The organism is Ewingella americana (assembly GCF_006438725.1).
In the GTDB taxonomy this organism is placed as follows: domain Bacteria; phylum Pseudomonadota; class Gammaproteobacteria; order Enterobacterales; family Enterobacteriaceae; genus Ewingella; species Ewingella americana_A.
On sequence record NZ_RCZD01000005.1, the window covers coordinates 260,287 to 285,407 of the forward strand.

Genomic DNA, 25,121 nt, shown 5'->3' on the forward strand with positions numbered 1-25,121 from the left:
ATGGTTAAGGTGTATGCCCCGGCCTCAATTGGTAACGTCAGCGTAGGCTTTGACGTTCTGGGTGCGGCAGTTTCGCCGGTGGACGGCTCGTTGCTGGGCGATTGTGTCAGCGTTGAAGCGGCGACAGAGTTCAGCCTGAAAAGTGAAGGGCGTTTTGTCTCCAAGCTTCCGGCTCGCATGGAAGACAACATTGTTTATCAGTGCTGGCAGCGTTTTTGTCAGGAGATCGGCAAAGAAGTCCCGGTCGCCATGACGCTGGAAAAAAATATGCCGATTGGCTCCGGGCTGGGGTCGAGTGCTTGTTCGGTGGTCGCCGGTCTGATGGCGATGAATGAATTCTGCGGTAAGCCGCTGGATGAAAATACCATGCTCAGCCTGATGGGTGAGCTGGAAGGGCGTATTTCCGGCAGCGTACATTTTGACAATGTCGCACCCTGTTATCTCGGTGGCATTCAACTGATGTTGGAAGAGCTGGATATTATCAGCCAGAACGTGCCGAGCTTCGACGACTGGCTGTGGGTGATGGCGTATCCGGGTATCAAAGTCTCCACTGCGGAAGCGCGCGCTATTTTGCCCGCACAGTATCGCCGTCAGGATTGCATCAGCCACGGACGTTACCTGGCAGGCTTCATTCACGCCTGCCATACGCAGCAACCCGCGCTGGCCGCTAAACTGATGAAAGATGTCATCGCCGAGCCCTACCGTACCCGCCTGTTACCAGGCTTTGCGCAAGCCCGCAGCGCCGCCGAAGAAATTGGTGCGCTAGCCTGTGGTATTTCCGGCTCTGGCCCGACGCTGTTTGCTGTGTGTAACGACAGCGCCACGGCCACACGTATGGCCGATTGGTTGCAGAATCACTATCTGCAAAATGATGAAGGCTTTGTTCATATTTGTCGCCTGGATACCGCAGGCGCGAGACTATTGGGATAAATGATGAAACTGTACAACCTGAAGGATCATAACGAGCAGGTCAGCTTTGCTCAGGCTGTTAAGCAGGGGCTGGGTAAGCAGCAGGGTCTGTTCTTTCCGCTCGAATTGCCTGAATTTGCACTGAGTGACATTGATGGTTTGCTGGAGCAGGATTTTGTTACCCGCAGCAGCCGTATTCTCTCTGCGTTTATCGGCGACGAAATTCCTGAAGACCAGCTGTATCAACGGGTGAAAAACGCCTTTGCGTTCCCGGCACCTGTCGTAAAAGTTGAGGAGGATATCTCCTGCCTCGAACTCTTCCACGGCCCGACTCTGGCTTTTAAGGACTTTGGCGGCCGCTTTATGGCACAGGTTCTGACTCAGGTGTCAGGCGACCAGCCGGTCACTATTCTTACCGCGACCTCCGGTGATACCGGTGCCGCCGTGGCGCATGCCTTCCATGGCATGAAAAATGTGCGCGTGGTGATCCTCTACCCGCGCGGCAAAATCAGCCCGTTGCAGGAAAAATTATTCTGCACGCTGGGTGACAACATCCATACGATTGCCATCGACGGTGACTTCGATCAGTGCCAGGCGCTGGTGAAGCAGGCGTTTGACGATGAAGAACTGAAGCATGAGCTGAAGCTGAACTCGGCAAACTCCATTAATATCAGCCGTCTGCTGGCACAAATTTGCTACTACTTCGAAGCGGTGGCGCAGCTGCCGCAGGAAGCGCGCAACCAGTTAGTGATCTCGGTACCCAGCGGTAACTTTGGGGACCTGACCGCCGGTTTGCTGGCGAAATCCCTCGGCCTGCCGGTGAAGCGCTTTATCGCTGCAACCAACGCCAACGATACGGTGCCACGTTATTTGCACGATGGTGAGTGGGATCCGAAGAAGACTGTCGCGACGCTCTCCAACGCCATGGACGTCAGCCAGCCGAATAACTGGCCGCGCGTGGAAGAGTTGTATCGCCGTAAAACCTGGCAGTTGAAAGATCTGGGCTTCGGCGCCGTGAGCGATGACACCACTGAAGATGCGATACGCGAACTGGCTGATCTGGGTTATATCTCCGAACCTCATGCGGCGATCGCCTACCGTGTGCTGCGTGACCAGTTGAAACCGGGTGAATTTGGTTTGTTCATCGGCACGGCACATCCGGCGAAGTTCAAAGAAAGCGTCGAAGCGATCCTCGGTCAGGAACTTGACCTGCCGAAAGAGCTGGCTGATCGCGCCGACTTGCCTTTGCTGTCGCACAACCTGCCTGCTGATTTCAGCGCCATGCGCGCTTTCCTGATGGCCTTGCCAAAATAAGTCTGCCTGTAGATTACGCAGAAATGAAAAAGCCCTCGCATCCGTCGAGGGCTTTTTTTGTGGTCAAACCCTGGGTTACTGCTCGGCGCGGGTAAACACCAGTTCGTTGCCCTGTGAACGGGATGCGTCATACGCATAGCCGTCGAGGGTAAAATCCTGCAACTGGCGGGCCTTGGTCAGGCGCTCTTTGATAATGAAACGACTCATTAGGCCGCGCGCTTTTTTGGCATAAAAACTGATGACTTTATAGTTGCCGTTCTTTTGGTCGAGGAACACCGGCTTGATGATTTCGCCGTCAAGTTTTGCTGGTTTCACCGCTTTGAAATATTCGTCAGAAGCCAGATTGATCAGCACCTTATCGCCTTGACCTTTAAGCAGCGCGTTAAGCTTCTCAGTGAGCAGGTCTCCCCAGAAGGCATACAGATTAGTGCCTTCGGTATTGGGCAGGCGGATCCCCATTTCCAGCCGGTAAGGCATCATCAAATCAAGCGGCCGCAGTAACCCGTACAGACCAGACAACATGCGCAGGTGATGTTGCGCGAAGTCGAAATCCTCCTCGCTGAAATCTTCGGCCTGTAAACCGGTATACACATCTCCCTTGAAGGCCAGAATTGCCTGACGGGCGTTGTCTGGGGAAAAATCCGGCTGCCAGTCATTGAAACGCCCGGCATTGAGCAGGGCGAGTTTGTCGCTGATGCCCATCAGGCTGGAGATTTGCGCCGGAGTCAGTTGGCGGGCAATGTGAATTAACTGGCTGGATTTATCCAGTAACTCGGGCTGGGTGAAGCGTTGGGTTGCCAGCGGACTGTCGTAATCCAGGGTTTTTGCAGGGGAAATAATGGTCAGCATAGTCGCATCCGTTTGGTCGGCTGTCGGTTTAAATTAAGCATTAAGTATGGTGGTTACTGTAACAAATAAATGACGTAAAACCGGCTGAAAAAGTCGCGGTGAAGCGTTCTGGACGGAAATTTCAGCGATAGGTAAAACTTAACTTTCTGACGGGTAGGTTTTTTTGCCCCATACGCCGGGCTCAAGCTGTTGGCGGATTTCAGGGAAATGCTCAGGATTAAACACCGGTATTTTCCCCATTTCCCGCTGCCGTTCATAGTCTTTAATCACCTTTAGGGCGAGGCCAGACAGCAGCAGCAGGGCGGTCAGATTGGTAATGGTCATCAATGCCATGGCGATATCAGCCATTTTCCACACCAGTGGCAGCTCAGCCAGGCATCCGAAAGCCACCATACCAAGCACCAACAGGCGGAAAACAAACAGCTTTGCCCGATCACCGCTGTGCAGGAACATCAGGTTGTTTTCGGCATAGACGTAATTGGCTGTGATAGACGAGAACGCAAAAATAAACACAAAAGCGGCGACCAACAAATGTCCAACGCTGCCGGTGGCGGCAGAAATTGCCCCTTGCAACAGTGCAATGCCTTCCAGTTTCTGGCCGGGGGCATCAAGCAGGCCTGAGGTGAGAATGATGAGTGCAGTAGCGCTGCAAATGACAATGGTATCAATGAATACGCCGAGCATTTGTGAAAACCCCACAGCAGCAGGATGGGAAGGGACCGGGGCGGCGAGCGCGGCGGCGTTGGGGGATGACCCCATTCCTGCTTCATTCGAGAACAGCCCGCGCTGCACACCTTGAGTGAGCGCCTGCATGACACCGTAGCCGATGGCCCCAGACGCCACTTCCTGCAAACCGAAAGCGCTTTTAAACACCAGCACAAACACCTGCGGCAAGCGTTCAATGTTATGCAAGATCACCCAGACTGCGAGGATCAGGTAAGCCATAACCATCAATGGCACCACCCACTGTGAAAGGCGCGAAAAGCTTTTTAGGCCACCAAAAATGATGGTTGCCGTGAGCGCCAGCAGCCCGGTGACGATATAAAGAGGATCAGCATTGAAGGCCAATGTAGCAGCCTGAGCAATAGCATTTGCTTGCAGTGCGTTGAAAATTAGACCAAAGGTCAGCACCAGTAAAAGGGAGAAAAACACCCCCATCCAGCGCATTCCAAGCCCTCTGGCCATGTAGTCGGCCGGCCCGCCGCGAAAGCGTCCGTTTATGTCACGGCTTTTATACACCTGGGCCAGGGTATTTTCGAACAGGGACGTGACCATGCCAATCAGGGCAATCAGCCACATCCAGAAAATGGCGCCCGGCCCGCCTGCGGTCAGTGCCAGCGCGACGCCAGACAAATTCCCTGTGCCGATACGGGCGGCCAGACTGATGCACAGCGCCTGAAAAGTAGAAATACCACGGGGATCGGGGGACGTTTTTAACAGGCTGATGGAAAAAATATGGCCGAACTGCCGAAACTGAATAAAGCGGGTGCGCAGGCTGAGATAAATGCCGGTGCCGAGCAGCAGGTAGATCAGGATCGATCCCCAAAGGATATTGTCGAAAAAATCCAGCATTTCGGTCATTCGATGCCTCTGGTGGTCAATCTTTTGAAAGCGAAGCCCGGCACAGTTGGGAGGGTGTTTCAGTCGGCCTGAAGGTTGAGCCGGATAACATAGCGTTTTTAACGCTTCCGCGACACTGTCATTTTGGCTGAAAAATTCACACTCTATTGAGTATAAACTCTTTTTTAATTGCGATGATCACGGCGCCATATCTGCCTTGCGCCTGGCTTTTTGCATGTTATCATCAGGCAAAGGCAAGGCATGAAAATGCCTCAACGATAATGTACAAACGATGAGATATGCCAAATGACCGATAAACTGACCTCCCTACGCCAACTGACCAAAGTTGTTGCAGATACCGGGGATATCGCAGCAATGAAGCTGTATCAGCCTCAAGATGCCACGACTAACCCGTCTCTGATTCTTAACGCAGCACAAATTCCTGAATACCGTAAACTGATCGACGAAGCCATTGCCTGGGCAAAAGACCAGAGCAACGATCGTGATCAACAGATCATTGATGCTGCAGACAAACTGGCGGTTAACATTGGTCTTGAAATCCTCAAGCTGGTCCCTGGCCGTATTTCTACCGAAGTTGACGCGCGTCTGTCCTATGACACCGAAGCCAGCATCGCGAAAGCGCAACGCCTGATCAAACTCTACAATGATGCCGGTATCAGCAACGACCGTATCCTGATTAAACTGGCCTCTACCTGGCAGGGTATCCGCGCTGCGGAGAAACTGGAAAAAGCCGGCATCAACTGTAACCTGACGTTGCTGTTCTCCTTCGCGCAGGCACGTGCTTGTGCCGAAGCCGGTGCATACCTGATCTCTCCCTTCGTTGGCCGTATTCTCGACTGGTACAAAGCCAATGGCGACAAAAAAGAGTTCGCACCACATGAAGATCCAGGCGTTGTATCCGTGACTGAAATTTACGAATACTACAAGCAACATGGCTATGAAACTGTAGTGATGGGCGCAAGCTTCCGTAACATCGGTGAAATCATCGAACTGGCCGGTTGTGACCGTCTGACCATCGCGCCTGCATTGCTCAAAGAGCTGGCAGAAAGCGAAGGCCCGCTGGAGCGTAAACTCTCTTACACCGGCGAAACTAAAGCCCGTCCAGAGCCACTGACTGAATCTCAGTTCTACTGGGACCACAACCAGGATCCAATGGCTATCGACAAACTGGCGGATGGTATCCGTAAGTTTGCTATCGACCAGGGTAAACTGGAAAAAATGATCTCTGATCTGCTGTAATAACAGCGACTCAGAATTCAGGAAGGCGGCCATGGCCGCCTTTTTTTATGCTTGCGATTCAGAAAATTTCATCCTGAGATGAAATTCGTGCGGTGCTTATCGATATACTTAACGTTTATTGCGCAGCATTGTGGCTGCGCCTGTCGCTTATTTACCGTTAAAAAGCGCGGTGAAGAACGTTGTGGAGAAAGGGCATGGATAAACTACGAATTGGTCTGGTATCAGTATCTGACCGCGCATCTAACGGAATCTATCAGGATAAAGGGATCCCCGCACTGGAAGCCTGGCTTGAAAAAGCGCTCATCACCCCTTTTACGCTGGATAGAAAACTGATCCCCGACGAACAACCGCTAATCGAGCAGGCTATTTGTGAGCTGGTGGATGAGAGCGGCTGCCATCTGGTGCTGACGACGGGGGGAACTGGCCCGGCGCGGCGCGATGTTACACCGGATGCCACGCTGGCGGTGGCCGATCGCGAGATGCCAGGCTTTGGCGAACAGATGCGCCAAATCAGCCTGCATTTTGTACCGACCGCCATTTTATCCCGCCAGGTGGGCGTGATCCGTAAGCAGGCGCTGATTTTGAACCTGCCGGGCCAACCGAAATCCATTCAGGAAACCCTTGAAGGTCTGAAGGATGCAGACGGTAAGGTGATTGTGTCCGGTATTTTTGCCAGTGTGCCTTATTGCATCCAGTTGCTCGATGGCCCCTATGTCGAGACCCGTGACGAGGTAGTAGCAGCTTTTCGCCCTAAGAGCGCTCGTCGCGATACAAAAAACTAAAGTTAGGTTATTTCTGACATAAGATTCAGCCGTTGTGGTGTGAAAATTATTTGCCGCTATAGTAATAATTACTTTACAAGAAGCGGCAAAACCCTTTTTACCTCTACTCTGGTGCTACACGGTATCTTATGGAACATACTAATAATCGCCGGCTGAACCGGCAGGATTTCAAAACCTTATCCCTCGCGGCCTTAGGCGGCGCCCTCGAATTCTACGACTTCATTATTTTTGTCTTTTTTGCTGCGGTCATCGGTGATCTGTTCTTCCCGGCAGATATGCCTGACTGGCTGCGGCAGGTACAAACCTTCGGTATTTTCGCTGCTGGCTATCTGGCGCGTCCATTGGGCGGCATCATCATGGCGCATTTTGGTGACCTGGTGGGTCGTAAGCGCATGTTCAGCCTGAGTATTTTACTCATGGCTCTGCCAACGCTGGCGATGGGGATGTTGCCAACTTATGCTTCCATTGGCATTGCCGCGCCATTGTTGCTGCTGTTGATGCGCGTTTTGCAAGGTGCGGCGATTGGCGGCGAAGTGCCTGGTGCCTGGGTGTTCGTGGCTGAGCATGTGCCGCGTAACCGCATCGGTTTCGCCTGCGGTACCCTGACGGCAGGGCTGACGGCCGGTATTCTGCTCGGATCCCTGGTCGCCACACTGCTCAACAGCACGCTTTCTCCGGTGGTAATGAGAGATTACGGCTGGCGTATTCCGTTCTTCCTCGGCGGCATTTTTGGCCTGTTCGCAATGTATTTGCGCCGCTGGTTGCAGGAAACGCCGATCTTCCTCGAGATGAAAGCGCACAAAGCGCTGGCTGAAGAGATGCCGCTGAAGTCAGTGGTGGTGAATCATAAGAAAGAGATCGTCGTCTCCATGATCATGACCTGGCTGCTGTCGGCCGGTATTGTGGTGGTGATTTTGATGACGCCGACCTATCTGCAAAAACAGCTGGGGATCCCGGCGGCTCAGGCATTGCAGGCCAACTGCCTGGCCACGATCGCGCTGACTTTTGGCTGCGTGGCAGCGGGTTGGATTGTTGACCGGCTAGGTGCCAGCAAGACGTTTATTATTGGCAGCCTGTTCCTTGGCGTTTGTACGTGGTCGTTCTACCACGTCGTAGCCGCTGCCCCTTCCAAACTGATGCTGATGTATACGCTGGCCGGTTTCAGCGTGGGCGTTGTGGGCGCTGTCCCTTATGTATTGGTCAGGGCTTTCCCGGCAGAAGTGCGCTTCACCGGAATCTCTTTCTCTTACAACGTCGCGTACGCCATATTTGGTGGTCTGACGCCGGTCTTCGTTACCCTGATCATGCGTATTACGCCGATGGCTCCGGCTTATTATGTTCTGGCGCTGTCAGTGATTGGTTTGTTGACCGGTATTTATCTCAGCCGTGATTTGAACAGTGAAACCAAAGCAAAACCCGAGTTTGCCGCCCGTGTCACCCCCAGGCCGTGATCGCACTCGATAAAAAAGCCCCGGCCATATAATGACCGGGGCTTTTTTCTGCATGACGTAAAGCAAAGCGTTATACGCTTTTGATCACGCCAATCGGTAATACAGTACGGCCATACTGCTCGTTCAACACTTCCGCCATGGCCAGGTAGATGGCACTGGCGCCGCAGAAAATACCTTCAAAGCCGGCGAAATGCAGAACGGCAGTATTGCCGGTCATGTTTCCGAAACACAAAAGTGCGAACAAAATGGTCAGGCTGCCAAAAACGACCTGTAATCCGCGGTTTGCCTTGAGTGTGCCGAAAAACATGAATAGGGTGAAAATGCCCCACAGGCCCAGGTAAGCGCCGAGGAAACTTTCACTGCTGGCATCAGCAAGGCCCATGCGTGGCAGCACCAAAATACCGACCAGGCTCAGCCAGAATGCGCCGTAAGATGTAAATGCCGTGGTGCCAAACGTATTGCCTTTTTTAAATTCCATCACGCCGGCCAGGATTTGAACCAGGCCACCGTAGAAAATCCCCATACTGACAATCACGGACATCAGCGGGAAGAAGCCTGCATTGTGTAAATTCAACAAGATAGTGGTCATGCCAAAACCCATCAGACCCAAAGGGCCGGGATTAGCCATCGTTTTGCTGTGCATATGTCCTCTGAACTATAAATTTTATGAATAAATAACAGGGCTATAACCGCTTGCGAACGGGCTAAAAAGTCCACATATCGTCAGAAGCGCGCGGCATCATAAGGAGGTGCAGCCGAGTAAACAATGATCTGGCGTAACCACAGTTGAAGATTTTTTTTCATTGAACCCCTTGATGCTGGCCCGCATGGCCCCATCTTATTCTCAACCGCAGTTGTTACCGCCGGTAAAACAGCGATATCGGACAGTTGAAATCAAAAGAATCGTCCGCATATACAGTAGCAACCTGACCAAATATGAATTTTTAGTGGAGACGTTTGAAATGGGTAGAATTATTGGGATTGACCTGGGTACCACCAACTCTTGTGTGGCTATTATGGATGGTACTACTGCACGTGTGCTGGAAAACGCCGAAGGCGACCGCACCACTCCTTCCATCATTGCCTATGCAGCTGATGGCGAAATTCTGGTTGGTTCTCCGGCTAAACGTCAGGCTGTAACCAACCCACAGAACACCCTGTTTGCGATCAAGCGCCTGATTGGCCGTCGCTTCCAGGACGAAGAAGTGCAGCGTGACAAAGGCATCATGCCTTACCAGATCGTGGGTGCTGACAACGGCGATGCGTGGATCGACGTGAAGGGCCAGAAAATTGCACCTCCGCAGATCTCTGCTGAAGTGTTGAAGAAAATGAAGAAAACGGCTGAAGATTATCTGGGCGAACCAGTAACTGAAGCGGTTATCACCGTACCTGCATACTTCAACGATGCACAGCGTCAGGCAACCAAAGACGCCGGCCGTATCGCAGGTCTGGAAGTAAAACGTATTATCAACGAACCGACTGCAGCGGCTCTGGCCTACGGTCTGGATCGTGAAATCGGCAACCGCACCATCGCGGTATACGACCTGGGTGGTGGTACTTTCGATATCTCTATTATCGAAATTGACGAAGTTGATGGCGAAAAAACCTTTGAAGTTCTGGCAACCAATGGTGATACCCATTTGGGTGGTGAAGACTTCGACAGCCGTTTGATCAACTACCTGGTGGAAGAGTTCAAAAAAGACCAGGGTATGGATCTGCGTAATGACCCGTTGGCGATGCAACGTCTGAAAGAAGCCGCAGAGAAAGCGAAAATCGAACTCTCTTCTGCTCAGCAGACTGACGTCAACCTGCCGTACATCACGGCTGATGCGACAGGTCCAAAACACATGAACATCAAAGTGACTCGCGCGAAACTTGAGTCACTGGTTGAAGATTTGGTTAACCGTTGTATTGATCCGCTGAAAGTGGCTCTGAAAGATGCAGGCCTGTCTGTTTCCGATATTCAGGACGTGATCCTGGTCGGTGGTCAGACCCGTATGCCAATGGTTCAGAAGAAAGTGGCTGAATTCTTTGGTAAAGAACCACGTAAAGACGTGAACCCGGATGAAGCAGTCGCTATCGGTGCTGCGGTTCAGGGCGGCGTGTTGTCTGGTGATGTTAAAGACGTTCTGTTGTTGGATGTGACTCCACTGTCCCTGGGTATCGAAACCATGGGCGGCGTGATGACTCCGCTGATCACCAAGAACACCACTATCCCGACTAAGCACAGCCAGGTGTTCTCTACCGCTGAAGACAACCAGTCTGCGGTAACCATCCATGTTGTGCAGGGTGAGCGTAAACGTTGTGTGGATAACAAATCGCTGGGTCAGTTCAACCTGGACGGTATTCAGGCAGCCCCACGCGGTATGGCGCAGATCGAAGTCACCTTCGACCTGGATGCCGATGGTATCTTGCATGTTTCTGCCAAAGACAAGAACACCGGTCGCGAGCAGAAAATTACCATTAAGGCTTCTTCTGGTTTGACTGAAGAAGAAATCCAGAAAATGGTCAATGATGCAGAAGCCAACGCTGAGTCTGACCGTAAGTTCGAAGAGCTGGTTCAGACGCGTAACCAGGCGGATCATCTGGTCCACAGCACGCGTAAACAGTTAGAAGAAGCTGGCGATAAACTGCCTGCTGAAGACAAAACTGCTATCGACGACGCTCTGAAAGCACTGGAAGCAGTGATTAAAGGCGAAGATAAAGCAGAGATCGAAGCGAAACTTCAGGCCCTGGTTCAGGTGTCCGGTAAGTTAGCTGAGATGGCTCAGCAGCAAGGCCAGGCTGAAGGCGGCGACAACAGCGCGAAGAAAGATGACGACGTTGTTGATGCTGAATTCGAAGAAGTTAAAGACAAGAAATAAGCCCTTAAGCGGGCACAGTAAGAGTTCTTATAAAGAGATCTTTTATTGAAAACCAGCACGGGCGTCGAGGAAACTCTGCGCCCGTGCACGCATGTTGAGGGCAGGAAAAAGCATGGCTAAGCAAGATTATTACGAGCTATTGGGTGTTTCAAAAACAGCCGATGAGCGAGAAATTAAAAAGGCGTATAAGCGCCTCGCAATGAAACATCACCCTGACCGCAATCAGGGCGATAAAGATTCCGAAACCAAATTTAAAGAAATCAAAGAAGCCTACGAAATTCTGACGGATGCGCAGAAACGCGCTGCTTACGACCAGTACGGTCATGCTGCTTTTGAACAAGGCGGAATGGGTGGTGGTTACGGCGGTGGCGGCGGTGCAGATTTCAGCGACATCTTTGGTGACGTCTTTGGCGACATCTTCGGTGGTGGCCGCCGTCAGCGCGCCAGCCGGGGTTCCGATCTGCGCTACAATATGGATCTGACTCTGGAAGAGGCTGTTCGTGGTGTCACCAAAGAGATCCGCATTCCAACGCTTGCCGAGTGTGATGTTTGCCACGGCAGCGGTGCGAAAGCCGGCAGCTCGCCGGTCACCTGTTCGACCTGTCACGGTGCAGGCCAGGTACAGATGCGTCAGGGCTTCTTCACGGTGCAACAGGCGTGTCCGACTTGTCAGGGACGCGGGAAAGTCATCAAAGATCCGTGCAACAAATGTCACGGTCATGGCCGCGTAGAACGTTCTAAAACGCTGTCAGTGAAGATCCCAGCCGGCGTTGATACTGGCGACCGTATTCGTCTTGAAGGTGAAGGTGAAGCCGGTGAACATGGCGCACCAGCGGGCGATTTGTACGTCCAGGTTCAGGTCAAAGCGCACAAAATCTTTGAGCGTGAAGGCAATAACCTGTACTGCGAAGTGCCAATCAACTTTGCGATGGCCGCGCTCGGTGGCGAAATTGAAGTGCCAACGCTTGATGGTCGCGTCAAACTGAAAGTGCCAGCGGAAACGCAGACTGGCAAGTTGTTCCGCATGCGCGCGCGCGGTGTTAAATCCGTTCGCGGTGGTGCTCAGGGTGACCTGCTTTGCCGTGTTGTGGTCGAGACTCCGGTCAGCCTCAACGAAAAACAGAAGCAGCTGCTGCGTGATTTAGAAGAGAGTTTTGGCGGAGCGTCAGGTGAGAAAAACAGCCCGCGTTCTAAAAGTTTCTTAGATGGCGTTAAAAAGTTTTTCGATGATTTGACCCGCTAATTGGCATACTGCCTCAGGCAGGAGCTAACATCTCTTAAATCCCCGTCGGCAGATGAGCGACGGGGATTTTTTGTTTTCGCAGGGTGCATAACCCTCTGACCTCGAATGATTACACTGTAATAACTCGGGAATATCGATCTATAAAGCAGTAATAATCGATTTTTTCCGAATCGTAATGCTGTGTATCATATCGTCATCAGTGCGGGCTACGGTCTGCTCACTCGTTTAACAGGAGAATCAGTGTGTCGAATATTATCCGTCAGTTTTTACGTATGGAGGCCGCGGGTGGCATCGTACTGATCGTCGCGGCTTTGGTGGCACTGGTCATGGCGAATACGCCAATGCAGGCGCTGTACCACGCATTTTTAGACATACCGGTCACGCTGCGTATTTCAGAATTGCTCATCGATAAACCCTTACTGTTGTGGATTAACGATGGACTGATGGCCATATTCTTCCTGATGATCGGTCTGGAGGTTAAACGCGAGCTACGTGAAGGTGCCCTGGCTAACCGCGAGCAGGCACTGTTCCCTGCGATAGCTGCTGTAGGGGGTATGGTCGCCCCGGCGTTGATTTACCTGCTCTTTAACGGCGCTGATGAAGTCGCACGTCAGGGATGGGCAATCCCTGCGGCGACTGACATTGCATTTGCTCTCGGCGTTATGGCGTTGCTCGGCTCTCGCGTACCGACGGGCCTCAAAGTGTTCCTGTTGGCGCTGGCGATCATCGACGATTTGGGCGCAATTGTGATCATCGCGCTGTTCTACAGCCATGATGTCTCCATAATGGCACTGGGTCTGGCGGCATTATCTATCGCTGTTCTGGGCTGGCTGAACTGGCGCGGCGTGGGCAAGTTAACGCCTTATCTGCTGGTGGGGATGGTGCTGTGGGTCTGTGTACTGAAGTCAGGTATTCATGCCACGCTGGCAGGTGTGATTCTAGGGTTCTTCATTCCGTTAAATACAAAACAAAAAGTTTCGCCAGCGCGCAGGCTTGAGCATGGTATCCATCCTTATGTGGCCTGGCTGATTCTGCCTTTGTTTGCTTTTGCTAATGCGGGTGTCTCGCTGCAGGGTGTATCAGGAGAGGGCGTTTTCTCTCTGTTACCGATGGGGATTGCAGCAGGTCTGCTCCTGGGTAAGCCAATTGGCATTATGCTTTTCAGCGGTATTGCCGTCAAAATGGGCATTGCCCGTTTGCCACAGGGTATTAACTTCAAGCAGATAGCCGCAGTGTCAGTGTTGTGCGGTATCGGCTTCACAATGTCTATTTTCATCGGTTCTCTGGCATTCGCGAAGGCGGACCCTGAACTGATGACCTATGCCAAAATTGGTATTTTGCTGGGTTCTACTTTGTCAGCGGTTATCGGTTATGTTTTGTTGAGCAAATTATTACCGAACAAAGTGCGCAGTCAGGGTGAGTAAAAACAGGGCGCGCTGTCATATGTGAAGCGAGGGCAACAGGGAGGGGCGGGTATGTCACATATCAATTTTAACCATCTGTACTATTTCTGGCAGGTTTGTAAAACCGGTTCGGTGGTTGGCGCGGCGGAGGCGTTGTTTCTGACGCCGCAAACCATCACCGGACAGATAAAATCGCTGGAAGACAGGCTGGGGGGGAAGCTTTTTAAACGGCAGGGGCGCGGTCTGGTTCCCTCTGAACTGGGGCAACTGGTATTTCGCTATGCCGACAAGATGTTCACGATGAGCCAGGAGATGCTGGACATCGTGAACTACCGTAAGGAGTCCAACCTGTTATTTGATGTTGGCGTCGCGGATGCACTATCCAAAAGGTTGGTCAGCCGCGTACTCGATGCCGCAGTGGCAGACAATGAAACTATCCATCTGCGCTGTTTTGAATCCACCCACGAAATGCTGCTCGAACAACTCAGCCAGCATAAGCTGGATATGATTTTGTCAGATTGTCCGGTGGATTCTACTCAACAGGAAGGGCTGTTCTCTGTGAAATTGGGGGAAAGCCCGATCAGTTTCTATTGCCGCGAACCCGCACTTGATGGCGTTTTTCCTGCTTGTCTTGAGACGCGGCCATTGCTGATCCCAGGCAGACGCTCCATGTTAGGGCGAAAACTTCTCAACTGGTTTAGCAGTCAGGGCCTGCAAGTCCAGATTTTGGGTGAGTTTGATGATGCCGCGCTGATGACCGCTTTCGCGAGAAATCACAACGCCATTTTTGTTGCGCCTTCAGTTTACTCAGCTGAAGTATTTTCGGACGAAGGGATTGTGGAAGTCGGGCGAGTGGACGGACTGATGGAGGAATATTACGTAATTTTTGCCGAAAGAATGATCCAACATCCATCGGTACAACGCGTTTGCCACACGGATTTCTCGGCGTTGTTCGATGTCTGAAACCCGAACGGGGCTCAAATTTTAGATATAAAAAAACCGGCAGATTGCCGGTTTTTTTATCAAGCAGACAACGAAATGCGATTATTGCATTGCGCTGATTGCCGCCGTAAGGTTTGACTTATGACGCGCTGCTTTATTCTTGTGGATCAGACCTTTACAAGACTGACGGTCCACAATTGGTTGCATTTCGTTAAATGCATTTTGTGCAGCAGCTTTATCGCCTGCTGCAATAGCCGTGTATACCTTCTTGATAAAGGTACGCATCATAGAACGACGGCTCGCGTTATGCTTACGACGTTTTTCTGACTGTACGGCGCGTTTCTTAGCTGATTTGATATTAGCCAAGGCCAACTCCCAAATATTTTTCTATTGATGAACAATTCAAAGGCCGAGGAATATGCCTTTTCGGTCTTCTTTTGTCAACGGATTTGTGCAAATAAGCGCCGTTTCTATATTCAAACAGAGTTCGAACTTCAATCGACGCTTGTTACGTTGTGATGGCGCAGGATTTTAACAGCTTCCCACCTTGGAATACAGTCTTTCGCAAGAAAATTCGACAGGGGAGTGGTAATTCAGCCAACGGGGGGCATTAACGCTTTGTTTCTGCGAAAAGTCACGCTTTCCCTGCATACATTGAAAGATTTTCCTCGGCGCGCGCTCATTTGTGCCGCTATATCTACCAAATGGTAAAGAGAATACGGCGATCCTATGAATCGCTGGTTAACCTTGGAGGCTGTACAAGGTATAATCCGCCGATTTCCACCGTTATGCGTCAGCTATGGATTTGAGCCAGCTATGGAGCTAATTCGCGGGATACACAATATTCGGACACGCCATCATGGTTGTGTTCTTACTATTGGCAATTTTGACGGCGTTCACCGCGGTCATCAGGCATTGATTGAACAGCTGAAGCTGGAAGGGCTGAGACTGGGCGTACCGGTTATGGTGATGATTTTTGAACCACAACCTTTGGAACTGTTCGCCGGTGATAAAGCTCCCGCCCGGCTGACCAGTTTACGGGATAAAGCCAAATATCTGGCGGAATGCGGCGTTGACTATCTGCTCTGCATCCGTTTCGACCCCCGTTTTGCCGCCAATATTGCGCAGGTGTTTGTCTCGCAATTATTGGTTGAAAAGCTGGGCGTGAAGTTTCTGACCGTCGGCGATGATTTTCGTTTTGGCGCAGGCCGCCTGGGCGATTTCCCGTTGTTGCAAAAAGCCGGGGCGGAATATGGGTTTGAAGTCATCAGCACCCAAACCTTTCGCGAAGGTGATAACCGCATCAGCAGTACGGCGATTCGCGATGCCTTACGCGATGATGACCTGGCGCTGGCAGCGCATCTGCTTGGGCATCCGTTCAGTATTTCTGGGCGTGTGGTGCACGGTGATAAGCTCGGCCGCACCATCGGCTTCCCGACGGCCAACGTGCCGCTGAAGCGCTTGGTGTCACCCGTCAGAGGCGTCTATGCCGTGGACGTGTTAGGTTTAGGCCCAGAGCCTCTGCCTGGCATTGCCAACATTGGCATACGTCCGACCGTTGGCGGTGTGCGCAAACAGTTAGAAGTACACTTGCTCGACACGACGATGGATTTATATGGGCACCACATTGACGTGGTGCTGCGCGCTAAATTGCGCAATGAACAGCGTTTTGTCTCGCTTGATGCGTTAAAGCAACAAATTGCGAGCGATGAAGTGACAGCCCGTGAATTCTTTGGGCTACCTTCATCGCGCTAATTATTTATGACAGGCAATGGGGTATAAACCACGAGCCTGGCATTCAGCCAAAAAAACGGAACCGAGAATCTAATGAGTGACTATAAGAACACCCTGAACTTGCCGGAAACAGGGTTCCCGATGCGTGGCGATTTGGCCAAGCGTGAACCTGACATGCTGAAGAACTGGTATGAACAGGATCTGTACGGGATTATTCGTGCCGCCAAAAAGGGCAAAAAATCCTTTATTTTGCATGACGGCCCTCCGTATGCGAACGGCAGCATTCATATTGGTCACTCAGTTAACAAAATTCTCAAAGACATTATTGTTAAGTCCAAGGGCATGGCGGGTTTTGACTCGCCGTACATCCCTGGCTGGGACTGTCATGGCCTGCCCATTGAATTGAAAGTTGAGCAACTGATCGGTAAGCCCGGCGAGAAAGTCACGCCAGCGGAATTCCGCACTGCTTGCCGTAAATATGCCGCTGAGCAGGTTGAAGGCCAGAAGCAGGACTTCATCCGTCTGGGCGTGTTGGGCGACTGGGATCACCCGTACCTGACCATGGACTTCAAAACTGAAGCCAACATCATCCGCGCGCTTGGCAACATCATCGGCAACGGCCACCTGCACAAAGGTGCTAAGCCTGTGCACTGGTGTACCGATTGCGGCTCGTCATTGGCTGAAGCCGAAGTTGAATATTATGATAAAACGTCGCCATCTATCGACGTCGCTTTCCACGCGGTAGATCCTGCGGCAGTCGCGGCGAAGTTTGGTACCAACTCGTTCACCGGCCCGGTTTCTCTGGTTATCTGGACCACCACACCGTGGACCATGCCAGCCAACCGCGCGATCTCCCTTAACGCCGAATTCGCTTACCAGCTGGTACAGGTAGAGGGCCAGTGCCTGATCCTCGCCACCGATCTGGTCGAAAGCGTGATGAAACGCGCCGGTATCACAGAGTGGACCGTGCTCGGCGAATGCAAAGGTGCGGATCTCGAGCTGTTGCGTTTCAAACATCCGTTCCTCGATATCGACGTACCAGCCATTCTTGGCGATCACGTGACTCTCGATGCCGGTACCGGTGCTGTACATACCGCGCCAGGCCACGGTCCTGATGACTTTGTTATCGGCCAGAAATACGGTCTGGAAGTGGCTAACCCGGTCGGCCCGAACGGGTGCTATCTGCCAGGTACTTACCCGACGCTGGACGGCAAATTCGTCTTTAAAGCGAATGATTTGATCGTTGAGTTGCTGCGTGAAAAAGGGGCTTTGCTGCACGTTGAAAAGCTCAACCATAGTTATCCGTGCTGCTGGCGTCACAAAACACCGATCATCTTCCGTGCGACGCCACAGTGGTTCATCAGCATGGATCAGAAAGGTCTGCGTACGAAATCACTCGAAGAGATCAAAGGCGTGCAATGGATCCCTGAATGGGGTCAGGCACGTATCGAAAACATGGTTGCGAACCGTCCTGACTGGTGTATTTCCCGTCAGCGTACCTGGGGCGTGCCAATGTCTCTGTTCGTTCATAAAGATACCGAGCAGTTGCATCCGCGTACGCTTGAACTGATGGAAGAGGTTGCAAAACGTGTTGAGGTTGACGGCATTCAGGCGTGGTGGGACTTAAATCCTGCTGACATTCTGGGCGCTGACGCTGCGGATTACGTGAAAGTGCCTGATACGCTGGACGTCTGGTTTGACTCAGGTTCAACCAGTGCCTCGGTTGTCGGTGTTCGCCCTGAATTTAACGGCAACGAAGCGGATCTGTATCTGGAAGGTTCTGATCAGCATCGCGGATGGTTCATGTCATCTCTGATGATTTCTACGGCGATGAAAGGCAAAGCACCCTACAAACAGGTACTGACTCACGGCTTCACCGTCGATGGTCAGGGCCGCAAAATGTCCAAATCCATCGGTAATACCATCGCTCCGCAGGACGTGATGAACAAGCTGGGTGGCGACATTCTGCGTCTGTGGGTGGCTTCGACGGACTACACGGGCGAAATTGCCGTGTCCGACGAAATCCTCAAACGCGCTGCTGACTCTTACCGCCGTATCCGTAACACCGCACGCTTCTTGCTGTCGAACCTTAATGGCTTTGACCCGTTGCAACACGGTGTTAAACCGGAAGAGATGGTGGTACTGGATCGCTGGGCCGTTGGCCGTGCACAGGCCGCGCAGGAAGAGATCATTGCCGCTTACGAACGTTATGATTTCCACGGTGTAGTACAGCGCCTGATGCAGTTCTGTTCGGTTGAAATGGGCTCGTTCTATCTCGATATCATTAAAGACCGCCAGTACACCGCGAAAAGCGACAGCGTCGCCCGCCGTAGCTGCCAGACCGCGCTTTATCATATTTGTGAAGCGCTGGTACGCTGGATGGCTCCGATCATGTCGTTCACCGCAGACGAAATCTGGGCCTTCCTGCCGGGTTCCCGCGAGAAGTTTGTCTTCACCGAAGAGTGGTACGACGGCCTGTTTGGCCTGGCGGCTGACGAATCGATGAACGATGTTTTCTGGGATGAACTGCTGAAAGTGCGTGGCGAAGTGAATAAAGTGATTGAACAAGCTCGTGCTGATAAACGCCTCGGTGGTTCACTGGAAGCAGCAGTCACGCTGTTTGCTGACGATGCACTGGCGACAGACCTGCGCTCTCTGGGTAACGAACTGCGCTTTGTGCTGCTGACCTCGGGCGCACGTGTCGCGTCGTTGGCTGAAGCTGATGGCAGCGCCCAGGCCAGCGAACTGTTTAAAGGTTTGAAAATTGGTCTGGAAAAAGCCGAAGGTGATAAATGTCCGCGCTGCTGGCATTACACCACTGACGTTGGCCAGAACGCGGAACACAGCGAAATTTGTGGCCGTTGTGTGACTAACATTGCTGGCGACGGCGAAGAGCGTGAGTTTGCATAATGACTAAACCTCTCTGTTCCACCGGACTCCGCTGGCTTTGGCTGGCGGTTGTGGTTGTCATTTTAGATCTCGGCAGTAAGTTCCTGATCATGGGCCACTTCCAGCTGGGCGAATCCATGCCGTTGATTCCGCATTTAAATCTGGCTTATGCCCAGAACCATGGCGCAGCGTTCAGTTTTCTGGCGGACAAAGGCGGTTGGCAGCGCTGGTTTTTTGCCGTGATAGCGCTGGTTATCGTGATTGCTTTGATCGTGTTGATGTACCGCGGTAATGCTAAGCAGAAGATCAATAATATCGCCTACGCCATGATTATCGGCGGGGCGTTGGGCAATCTGTTTGACCGGACTTACCACGGTTTTGTCGTCGACTTTATCGACTTCTACGTCGACAGCTGGCATTTTGCGACATTCAATCTGGCCGACAGCTTTATCTGTATCGGTGCGGCGTTGGTGGTACTGGAAGGCTTCTTAGCTAAACCAAATGCAACGGCAAAAAGCAAAGGATAAACCATGTCTGAACAGGTGAAACACGACAGCGCGGTACTCGTGCACTTCACGTTGAAGCTGGAAGATGGCTCAACGGCTGAGTCTACTCTGGCTAACGGCAAGCCTGCGCTGTTCCGTCTTGGCGATGGCAGTCTGTCTGATGCACTGGAAAACGAGCTGCTGGGTCTGAAGATTGGCGATAAGCACGCCTTTACCCTGGCTCCTGAATCAGCTTTCGGTTCTAAAAGCCCGGACTTAGTGCAATATTTCTCACGCCGCGATTTTCAGGAAACCGGCATCCCCGATGCCGGTACCATCATGTTATTTACTACCCGTGACGGCAGCGAAATGCCCGGTGTAGTCCGTGATGTGACTGAAGATTCCATCACCGTTGATTTCAACCATCCGCTGGCGGGCCAGCATATCGATTTCGATATCGAAGTACTGGAGATCGATCCGCAACGGGAGGAGAAGCATGCAAATATTGCTGGCTAATCCACGTGGGTTCTGTGCCGGTGTCGATCGCGCGATCAGCATTGTCGAACGGGCGTTGGAGCTTTATGGTGCTCCTATTTATGTGCGTCACGAAGTGGTGCACAACCGCTACGTGGTTGATAGTCTGCGTCAGCGCGGTGCGATTTTCATTGAGCAGATCGAAGAAGTTCCTGATGGTTCGATCCTGATTTTTTCTGCTCACGGCGTTTCCCAGGCAGTGCGTGCAGAGGCCAAAGCGCGCTCATTGACGATGTTATTCGACGCTACCTGTCCGTTGGTCACCAAAGTGCATATGGAGGTGGCGCGCGCCAGCCGTAAAGGCACCGAAGCGATTCTGATTGGTCATGCCGGGCATCCTGAAGTCGAAGGGACGATGGGCCAGTACAGCAACCCGCAAGGTGGGATGTACCTGGTGGAGTCGCCTGCGGATGTCTATAAGTTGCAGGTGAAGGACGAAAAAAATCTGTGCTTCATGACACAAACGACGCTGTCCGTGGATGATACTTCTGAGGTGATCGACGCACTGCGCGATCGCTTCCCGAAAATCATCGGCCCGCGTAAAGATGACATTTGCTATGCAACGACCAACCGTCAGGAGGCCGTACGTAATCTGGCCGATGATGCGGATGTAGTGCTGGTCGTGGGCTCGAAAAACTCCTCAAACTCCAACCGCTTGGCTGAACTGGCACAACGTGTCGGCGTGCCTTCCTATCTCATTGACTCTGCGGCAGATATACAGGAAATTTGGCTGAAAGATGCAAAACGCATCGGCCTCACCGCTGGCGCTTCTGCCCCGGATATTCTGGTGCAGGATGTGATCAACAAGCTGAAAACGCTGGGTTGTGCGGATGTGATTAATATGGAAGGGCGCGAAGAAAATATCGTGTTTGAAGTGCCGAAAGAACTGCGGGTTGACGTCAAACAGATTGATTAACAATATCCCGCATTGAAAGCCACATCGTAAAAAGCGGTCAGCGCATACTGGCCGCTTTTTTTATTGCCCGTTAGCTGAGGCGAAACAGATTTTGTGGCGTGCCGACGGCGGACGTTTGCACGTGCAACAGCGCACCGTCCAGTTCTCCCGGCGAGGTGAGGCCGGTGCGGGCCGAGGTGATAAATAGCTCAGTCATATCGGGGCCGCCGAACGTGCAGCAACTGGGCTGAGTCACCGGCATGGGCAGCGTATCCAACGTGAGTAATTCGCCCTGATTTATCCGCTGGCGTAACAAACAATTCCCGCCCCAGCAGGCTGTGAGGAGTGTCCCGTCCTGAGAGACGGCTGAACCGTCCGGGGTTTTATCGCCAGACGAGAAGCAGGAGATCTTCAGCGGATTGATGCGCCGCGCATTGGCCGAATAAAAACGTTTTTTCATGCTGTCGGCGAACCAGACTTTGCCTTCGTGCCATGCCAGTGTATTGGTGATACCGACGTTGTCCATCATGAGCACCGGTTTTTCATCGCCTTTTTCGTAGCGGTACCAGGCACCAATCTGCTGTTGTTCTTTCAAGTCCATTGTCCCAAACCACAATGAGCCGTCAGGTGCGATCGCGGCTTCATTGGGCCGCGTACCTTCTGCCCCCGCATAGTCACACAACTTTTCGGTTTTGCTAAAGGCGTAATCGTAAAGGTGCAGCCCGTCCTGGGAGACCAGCAAAAAGCGATTCAGCGATGCGGTAAGCAGCACCGCGCTGGTCAGGGCCGGGAGTTTTCGTGTCTCGGTTTTTTGCTGCGATGGCCAGTAGCGCAATAGCATCAGGTTAACAATATCCACCCACAGCAGCGATTGCGTGCGCTGGCACCAGACCGGTGTTTCGCCTAAATCTGCCCGATACTCGCCGATGGGGGTGATCGCGGAATGTAAAAATGCGGACATGCGTGGCTCTCCTGCAAACGGTTAACGCTGAATCGGTTTCTGATAGTCAGTCTAGTCTGGCTTTGGTCGGAGAGGATAGGGGAATAGATGTAAAAATGATGCTAAAAAAAGGCCGTCTTCTGTCAATAACCTGGAAAGGTAATCACCAGAAAACGGCCTTGAATACAGCAGGTTTAGAAATCGTATCTCAGACGGATCAGGTTCATATCACCACGGTCGTCAGTGGTAGACGTGAAGACATGTTCGTAATCCACACGGAAGCCGTAATTCATCTGCAACGAGATGCCGAGGCCATTATCGATGATTTGATAATTGCGGCCTGTCACGTAGCTCAGACGGTCACCCATGAAATAAGGTTGGACGGTTTTTACTGCGAACTGATTGACTGGGATGGTGTAGCCCAGGAAATATTCCAGGCCATAAGCATCACCGGCGAAGTAATCGTTATCAGTTTTCAGCTTAGTCGTCAGGAAGTTATGGTAATAACCGCCACCAAGAGATGCTGTCCAGTTACCGGGTTTCCAGCTTAACGCCGTACCTACGATGCTTTGGTCATAATCAGTGGAACTATGCCGACTCGGGTTTTTCATTTCTGCGTCAGTGTAGTTATACGCAGTACCCCATGTCAGCTCTTTGGTGATGTGATAATCCACACCAACAGAACCACCGTCTTTACGCTTATAGCGCAGGCCGTCACCGGTGAGTAAATCGTTATCAGCAAACAGGTAGGAAGCGTAGATATCGGTATTGCCGAAGCTGTTTTTATATTTCAGCTGCTTACGTGAACGATATGAACCGTCGTAGTCACCGTTTACCCCATTGCTTGGCGCCTGGGCCCGCATGTCGTAGTCCCAGATATCTGTTTTGGCACCCACAACATCATAGTAGACGCTGTTTTGCTGGCCGAATGTCAGTTGGCCGTAGGTTTTACTTTTGAAGCCGGTATAAAGCATGCGGCGAGTGGTGTTACGCGCATTGTTTGCGTAGTGATCATTCCAGTCAAACAGGGCCGGGAAGTTCACACCTAATTCGTAGTAGTTAATCCAACTGATATCATCAAACAGATAGTAATCAGAGGAGAAACGAAAACGGGAACCGCCGTCGAAGCCGTTATTTTTATAGGAACCTTTATCTTTCCCGCCGGTTTCCATATTCCATTGCGGACGAATACTGCCGCCAACCTGGAAATTCAGGCGGCTGAGTAAATCATCAGGTTTGGGATCTTGTTTAATCAATGTGATTTCGGCATGCGCGGCAAATACCGTACAACCGAGAATCAGGCTAGCAGCAGCCCCTTGTGTGAGTCTGTTCAATGTGGATTTCATGTAAACTCCCAGTGCCAAAACGTCGCTCAAAACTTAAAAGGATTTTGTAACAGTCCGTTCCGGCCGGATTTCTTATTATTCCCTTACATCATGGTAAGGGTGTCAGACGCGCCCCCTGCTTTCGCGGTGAGGTCGCTAAATTTTAACTTTCGCAGGTTAAAATTAGCGAACTATTTATTAACATATTTATTAGTTTAATCAATATTATTTTCGCATTAATAATGCGTGTGAATTGATAAAGATCGCGGCAAGAGCATATAAACCGACTTTACCGGCTAATAGCGTCAGGATCACCAGTGAGAGGCGGGTGTAACGACGGTAGAAAACCACGTACTATTTAATGGTGGAAACCCCGCGCACATGCAGACCGGTCCTGATTAAGGCATTTTATGGGCTTTTTGCATGATTATGCGATATTCCCTGCGAGCAGTTTCCTTGGCGAAAGGCGCGCCATATCCCTTCGGTTCGTTTGCCATTAACATAAATATGCTGAATAAGTAACCTGAAAGGCGATGGATTTTACTGATATTAACCAACCTGTATCATAATTTTCTAATTATGCGGCAATTTTGCTGGCTCCGTTGCTGAGGGGTCGTTAACCTGATTCTGCTACACGGCAGAACACATTTATTAAGAGAGTGAATATGAGTAACGCTGATATCCGCATAGCTATTGCGGGCGCGGGTGGCCGGATGGGCCGACAGCTGATTCAGGCTGTTTCACAGGCCAAGGGTGTGGTACTTGGTGCGGCGCTTCAGCGCAAAGGTTCTTCCCTGGTTGGCACTGATGCGGGTGAACTTGCAGGTGTGGGCCGGTTAAATGTGAAGGTCAGCGATAGCCTGGATGACGTGGTGGACGATTTCGATATTCTTATCGATTTTACCCGTCCTGAAGGCACACTGGCGTACCTCGAGTTTTGCAAGAAATATCAAAAAGGTATCGTTATTGGCACTACGGGCTTTGATGATGCAGGTAAAGCTGCAATTGCACACGCAGCAGAGGTGATTCCGGTGGTTTTCGCCGCAAATTTCAGTGTGGGTGTCAATGTGGTGCTTAAACTGCTGGAAAAGGCCGCCAAAGTGATGGGCGACTATACGGATATCGAAATTGTTGAAGCTCACCATCGCCATAAGGTGGATGCACCGTCGGGCACTGCTCTGGCAATGGGGGAGGCGATCGCCGGTGCACTGGGGCGTGATCTAAAAGAGTGTGCGGTTTATGCCCGCGAAGGCTATACCGGTGAGCGTGATCCGAAATCCATTGGTTTTGCCACGATCAGGGCTGGCGACATCGTCGGTGAGCATACTGTGATGTTTGCCGATATTGGTGAGCGGGTTGAGATTACCCACAAGGCTTCCAGCAGGATGACTTTCGCAAATGGCGCAGTAAAAGCTTCCGTTTGGCTCTCCTTGCAGAAAAAAGGTCTTTATGACATGAAAGATGTGCTTGGATTGGATGATTTATAAATTTTCTATACCATCGTGATGTGGTTGTTTTGGTCATAATGTTTTGATAAAAGGGCAATTCCTTGATTGTCCTTTTCTTTTTTTTGTTTTTATATCCACTTCAGTTGTTTTTATGAATAAAACTGTTTTTTATGCCTTATTTCCTCGATTTTTATGACCGTGACGGCGAAAAAATAGCCGCAGCCTGGTTCTCCTCGATTAACATTTCGAATTTTTCTGCATTTATCAGACAAAAGCCATCGCAAACGTTTACCA

21 protein-coding genes are annotated in these 25,121 nt (G+C 51.5%); 15 read left to right on the forward strand and 6 right to left on the reverse strand.

What is annotated here, in order from left to right; translation table 11 throughout:
• Together thrB and thrC are read left to right on the forward strand one after the other, a co-directional pair.
• Nucleotides 1–930: a homoserine kinase gene (gene thrB / locus EAH77_RS11300; protein WP_140472657.1), complete on the forward strand. Its 930-nt coding sequence runs from the start codon at nucleotides 1–3 to the stop codon at nucleotides 928–930.
• Nucleotides 931–933: 3 nt separating this feature from the next.
• Entirely contained in the window at nucleotides 934–2,223 is a 1,290-nt protein-coding gene (gene thrC / locus EAH77_RS11305; protein ID WP_140473065.1) for a threonine synthase, read from the forward strand.
• Nucleotides 2,224–2,298: 75 nt separating this feature from the next.
• On the opposite strand, the gene yaaA is transcribed toward thrC, so the two are convergent.
• Together yaaA and EAH77_RS11315 are read right to left on the reverse strand one after the other, a co-directional pair.
• Nucleotides 2,299–3,072, reverse strand: coding sequence for a peroxide stress protein YaaA (gene yaaA, locus EAH77_RS11310; RefSeq protein ID WP_140472659.1), 774 nt, complete (start codon nucleotides 3,070–3,072; stop codon nucleotides 2,299–2,301).
• Nucleotides 3,073–3,210: 138 nt separating this feature from the next.
• On the reverse strand, nucleotides 3,211–4,653 hold the full coding sequence (locus EAH77_RS11315) for an alanine/glycine:cation symporter family protein (RefSeq protein WP_140472661.1): 1,443 nt from the start codon (nucleotides 4,651–4,653) through the stop codon (nucleotides 3,211–3,213).
• Between the two features lie 285 nt (nucleotides 4,654–4,938).
• Here EAH77_RS11315 and tal point away from each other — a divergent pair, with 285 nt between their 5' ends.
• The 3 genes from tal (at nucleotide 4,939) to EAH77_RS11330 (ending at nucleotide 8,125) form a co-directional block, all read left to right on the forward strand.
• On the forward strand, nucleotides 4,939–5,892 hold the full coding sequence (gene tal / locus EAH77_RS11320) for a transaldolase (protein WP_140472663.1): 954 nt from the start codon (nucleotides 4,939–4,941) through the stop codon (nucleotides 5,890–5,892).
• 194 nt (nucleotides 5,893–6,086) lie between these two features.
• Nucleotides 6,087–6,674: a molybdopterin adenylyltransferase gene (mog, locus tag EAH77_RS11325; protein WP_140472665.1), complete on the forward strand. Its 588-nt coding sequence runs from the start codon at nucleotides 6,087–6,089 to the stop codon at nucleotides 6,672–6,674.
• Nucleotides 6,675–6,802: 128 nt separating this feature from the next.
• A complete protein-coding gene (locus EAH77_RS11330; protein WP_140472667.1) occupies nucleotides 6,803–8,125 on the forward strand; it encodes an MFS transporter in 1,323 nt (440 codons plus the stop codon).
• 70 nt (nucleotides 8,126–8,195) lie between these two features.
• Here EAH77_RS11330 and satP read toward each other — a convergent pair whose 3' ends face one another.
• Nucleotides 8,196–8,768 carry an acetate uptake transporter gene (gene satP / locus EAH77_RS11335; RefSeq protein ID WP_140472669.1) on the reverse strand — a complete coding sequence of 191 codons (573 nt, stop codon included), beginning with the start codon at nucleotides 8,766–8,768 and terminating at the stop codon, nucleotides 8,196–8,198.
• A 319-nt stretch (nucleotides 8,769–9,087) separates the two neighbouring features.
• On the opposite strand from satP, the gene dnaK reads away from it, so the two are divergent.
• The 4 genes from dnaK to nhaR all read left to right on the forward strand — a co-directional run bounded on the left by dnaK (nucleotide 9,088) and on the right by nhaR (nucleotide 14,598).
• Nucleotides 9,088–10,989: a molecular chaperone DnaK gene (dnaK, locus tag EAH77_RS11340; RefSeq protein WP_140472671.1), complete on the forward strand. Its 1,902-nt coding sequence runs from the start codon at nucleotides 9,088–9,090 to the stop codon at nucleotides 10,987–10,989.
• A 112-nt stretch (nucleotides 10,990–11,101) separates the two neighbouring features.
• Nucleotides 11,102–12,232: a molecular chaperone DnaJ gene (gene dnaJ / locus EAH77_RS11345; RefSeq protein ID WP_140472673.1), complete on the forward strand. Its 1,131-nt coding sequence runs from the start codon at nucleotides 11,102–11,104 to the stop codon at nucleotides 12,230–12,232.
• Between the two features lie 242 nt (nucleotides 12,233–12,474).
• Nucleotides 12,475–13,656, forward strand: coding sequence for a Na+/H+ antiporter NhaA (gene nhaA / locus EAH77_RS11350; RefSeq protein WP_140472675.1), 1,182 nt, complete (start codon nucleotides 12,475–12,477; stop codon nucleotides 13,654–13,656).
• A 51-nt stretch (nucleotides 13,657–13,707) separates the two neighbouring features.
• Nucleotides 13,708–14,598: a transcriptional activator NhaR gene (gene nhaR, locus EAH77_RS11355; protein ID WP_140472677.1), complete on the forward strand. Its 891-nt coding sequence runs from the start codon at nucleotides 13,708–13,710 to the stop codon at nucleotides 14,596–14,598.
• A gap of 81 nt (nucleotides 14,599–14,679) precedes the next feature.
• On the opposite strand, the gene rpsT is transcribed toward nhaR, so the two are convergent.
• Nucleotides 14,680–14,943 (reverse strand): 30S ribosomal protein S20, encoded by a 264-nt coding sequence (rpsT, locus tag EAH77_RS11360; protein WP_140472679.1) that lies wholly within the window; start codon nucleotides 14,941–14,943, stop codon nucleotides 14,680–14,682.
• 450 nt (nucleotides 14,944–15,393) lie between these two features.
• Between rpsT and ribF the strand changes: the two genes are divergently transcribed.
• From ribF to ispH, 5 genes are all read left to right on the forward strand, one after another.
• Nucleotides 15,394–16,332 carry a bifunctional riboflavin kinase/FAD synthetase gene (ribF, locus tag EAH77_RS11365; RefSeq protein WP_140472681.1) on the forward strand — a complete coding sequence of 313 codons (939 nt, stop codon included), beginning with the start codon at nucleotides 15,394–15,396 and terminating at the stop codon, nucleotides 16,330–16,332.
• 72 nt (nucleotides 16,333–16,404) lie between these two features.
• Entirely contained in the window at nucleotides 16,405–19,221 is a 2,817-nt protein-coding gene (gene ileS, locus EAH77_RS11370; protein ID WP_140472683.1) for an isoleucine--tRNA ligase, read from the forward strand.
• On the forward strand, nucleotides 19,221–19,727 hold the full coding sequence (lspA, locus tag EAH77_RS11375) for a signal peptidase II (RefSeq protein WP_140472685.1): 507 nt from the start codon (nucleotides 19,221–19,223) through the stop codon (nucleotides 19,725–19,727). Before ileS ends, lspA begins: the two co-directional genes overlap by 1 nt.
• A 3-nt stretch (nucleotides 19,728–19,730) precedes the next feature.
• On the forward strand, nucleotides 19,731–20,201 hold the full coding sequence (fkpB, locus tag EAH77_RS11380; protein WP_140472687.1) for an FKBP-type peptidyl-prolyl cis-trans isomerase: 471 nt from the start codon (nucleotides 19,731–19,733) through the stop codon (nucleotides 20,199–20,201).
• Complete coding sequence (ispH, locus tag EAH77_RS11385; RefSeq protein ID WP_140472689.1) at nucleotides 20,182–21,135, forward strand: 4-hydroxy-3-methylbut-2-enyl diphosphate reductase; 954 nt, start codon at nucleotides 20,182–20,184, stop codon at nucleotides 21,133–21,135. Before fkpB ends, ispH begins: the two co-directional genes overlap by 20 nt.
• A gap of 70 nt (nucleotides 21,136–21,205) precedes the next feature.
• Here the strand turns inward: ispH and EAH77_RS11390 are convergent, their stop codons facing one another.
• Nucleotides 21,206–22,075, reverse strand: a complete 870-nt coding sequence (locus EAH77_RS11390) for an SMP-30/gluconolactonase/LRE family protein (protein ID WP_140472691.1) — start codon at nucleotides 22,073–22,075, stop codon at nucleotides 21,206–21,208.
• 173 nt (nucleotides 22,076–22,248) lie between these two features.
• On the reverse strand, nucleotides 22,249–23,400 hold the full coding sequence (locus EAH77_RS11395) for a porin (protein ID WP_140472693.1): 1,152 nt from the start codon (nucleotides 23,398–23,400) through the stop codon (nucleotides 22,249–22,251).
• 644 nt (nucleotides 23,401–24,044) lie between these two features.
• Here EAH77_RS11395 and dapB point away from each other — a divergent pair.
• Nucleotides 24,045–24,866, forward strand: a complete 822-nt coding sequence (gene dapB / locus EAH77_RS11400) for a 4-hydroxy-tetrahydrodipicolinate reductase (protein ID WP_140472695.1) — start codon at nucleotides 24,045–24,047, stop codon at nucleotides 24,864–24,866.
• Nucleotides 24,867–25,121 lie beyond the last annotated feature (255 nt).

What these genes read in the sequence shown, in the direction of transcription:
- thrB (WP_140472657.1), top strand. Translation starts at nt 1, where the DNA reads ATGGTTAAGGTGTATGCCCCGGCCTCAATTGGTAACGTCAGCGTAGGC.
- thrC (WP_140473065.1), top strand. Translation starts at nt 934, where the DNA reads ATGAAACTGTACAACCTGAAGGATCATAACGAGCAGGTCAGCTTTGCT.
- yaaA (WP_140472659.1), bottom strand. Translation starts at nt 3,072, where the DNA reads ATGCTGACCATTATTTCCCCTGCAAAAACCCTGGATTACGACAGTCCG.
- EAH77_RS11315 (WP_140472661.1), bottom strand. Translation starts at nt 4,653, where the DNA reads ATGACCGAAATGCTGGATTTTTTCGACAATATCCTTTGGGGATCGATC.
- tal (WP_140472663.1), top strand. Translation starts at nt 4,939, where the DNA reads ATGACCGATAAACTGACCTCCCTACGCCAACTGACCAAAGTTGTTGCA.
- mog (WP_140472665.1), top strand. Translation starts at nt 6,087, where the DNA reads ATGGATAAACTACGAATTGGTCTGGTATCAGTATCTGACCGCGCATCT.
- EAH77_RS11330 (WP_140472667.1), top strand. Translation starts at nt 6,803, where the DNA reads ATGGAACATACTAATAATCGCCGGCTGAACCGGCAGGATTTCAAAACC.
- satP (WP_140472669.1), bottom strand. Translation starts at nt 8,768, where the DNA reads ATGCACAGCAAAACGATGGCTAATCCCGGCCCTTTGGGTCTGATGGGT.
- dnaK (WP_140472671.1), top strand. Translation starts at nt 9,088, where the DNA reads ATGGGTAGAATTATTGGGATTGACCTGGGTACCACCAACTCTTGTGTG.
- dnaJ (WP_140472673.1), top strand. Translation starts at nt 11,102, where the DNA reads ATGGCTAAGCAAGATTATTACGAGCTATTGGGTGTTTCAAAAACAGCC.
- nhaR (WP_140472677.1), top strand. Translation starts at nt 13,708, where the DNA reads ATGTCACATATCAATTTTAACCATCTGTACTATTTCTGGCAGGTTTGT.
- ribF (WP_140472681.1), top strand. Translation starts at nt 15,394, where the DNA reads ATGGAGCTAATTCGCGGGATACACAATATTCGGACACGCCATCATGGT.
- ileS (WP_140472683.1), top strand. Translation starts at nt 16,405, where the DNA reads ATGAGTGACTATAAGAACACCCTGAACTTGCCGGAAACAGGGTTCCCG.
- lspA (WP_140472685.1), top strand. Translation starts at nt 19,221, where the DNA reads ATGACTAAACCTCTCTGTTCCACCGGACTCCGCTGGCTTTGGCTGGCG.
- fkpB (WP_140472687.1), top strand. Translation starts at nt 19,731, where the DNA reads ATGTCTGAACAGGTGAAACACGACAGCGCGGTACTCGTGCACTTCACG.
- ispH (WP_140472689.1), top strand. Translation starts at nt 20,182, where the DNA reads ATGCAAATATTGCTGGCTAATCCACGTGGGTTCTGTGCCGGTGTCGAT.
- EAH77_RS11390 (WP_140472691.1), bottom strand. Translation starts at nt 22,075, where the DNA reads ATGTCCGCATTTTTACATTCCGCGATCACCCCCATCGGCGAGTATCGG.
- EAH77_RS11395 (WP_140472693.1), bottom strand. Translation starts at nt 23,400, where the DNA reads ATGAAATCCACATTGAACAGACTCACACAAGGGGCTGCTGCTAGCCTG.
- dapB (WP_140472695.1), top strand. Translation starts at nt 24,045, where the DNA reads ATGAGTAACGCTGATATCCGCATAGCTATTGCGGGCGCGGGTGGCCGG.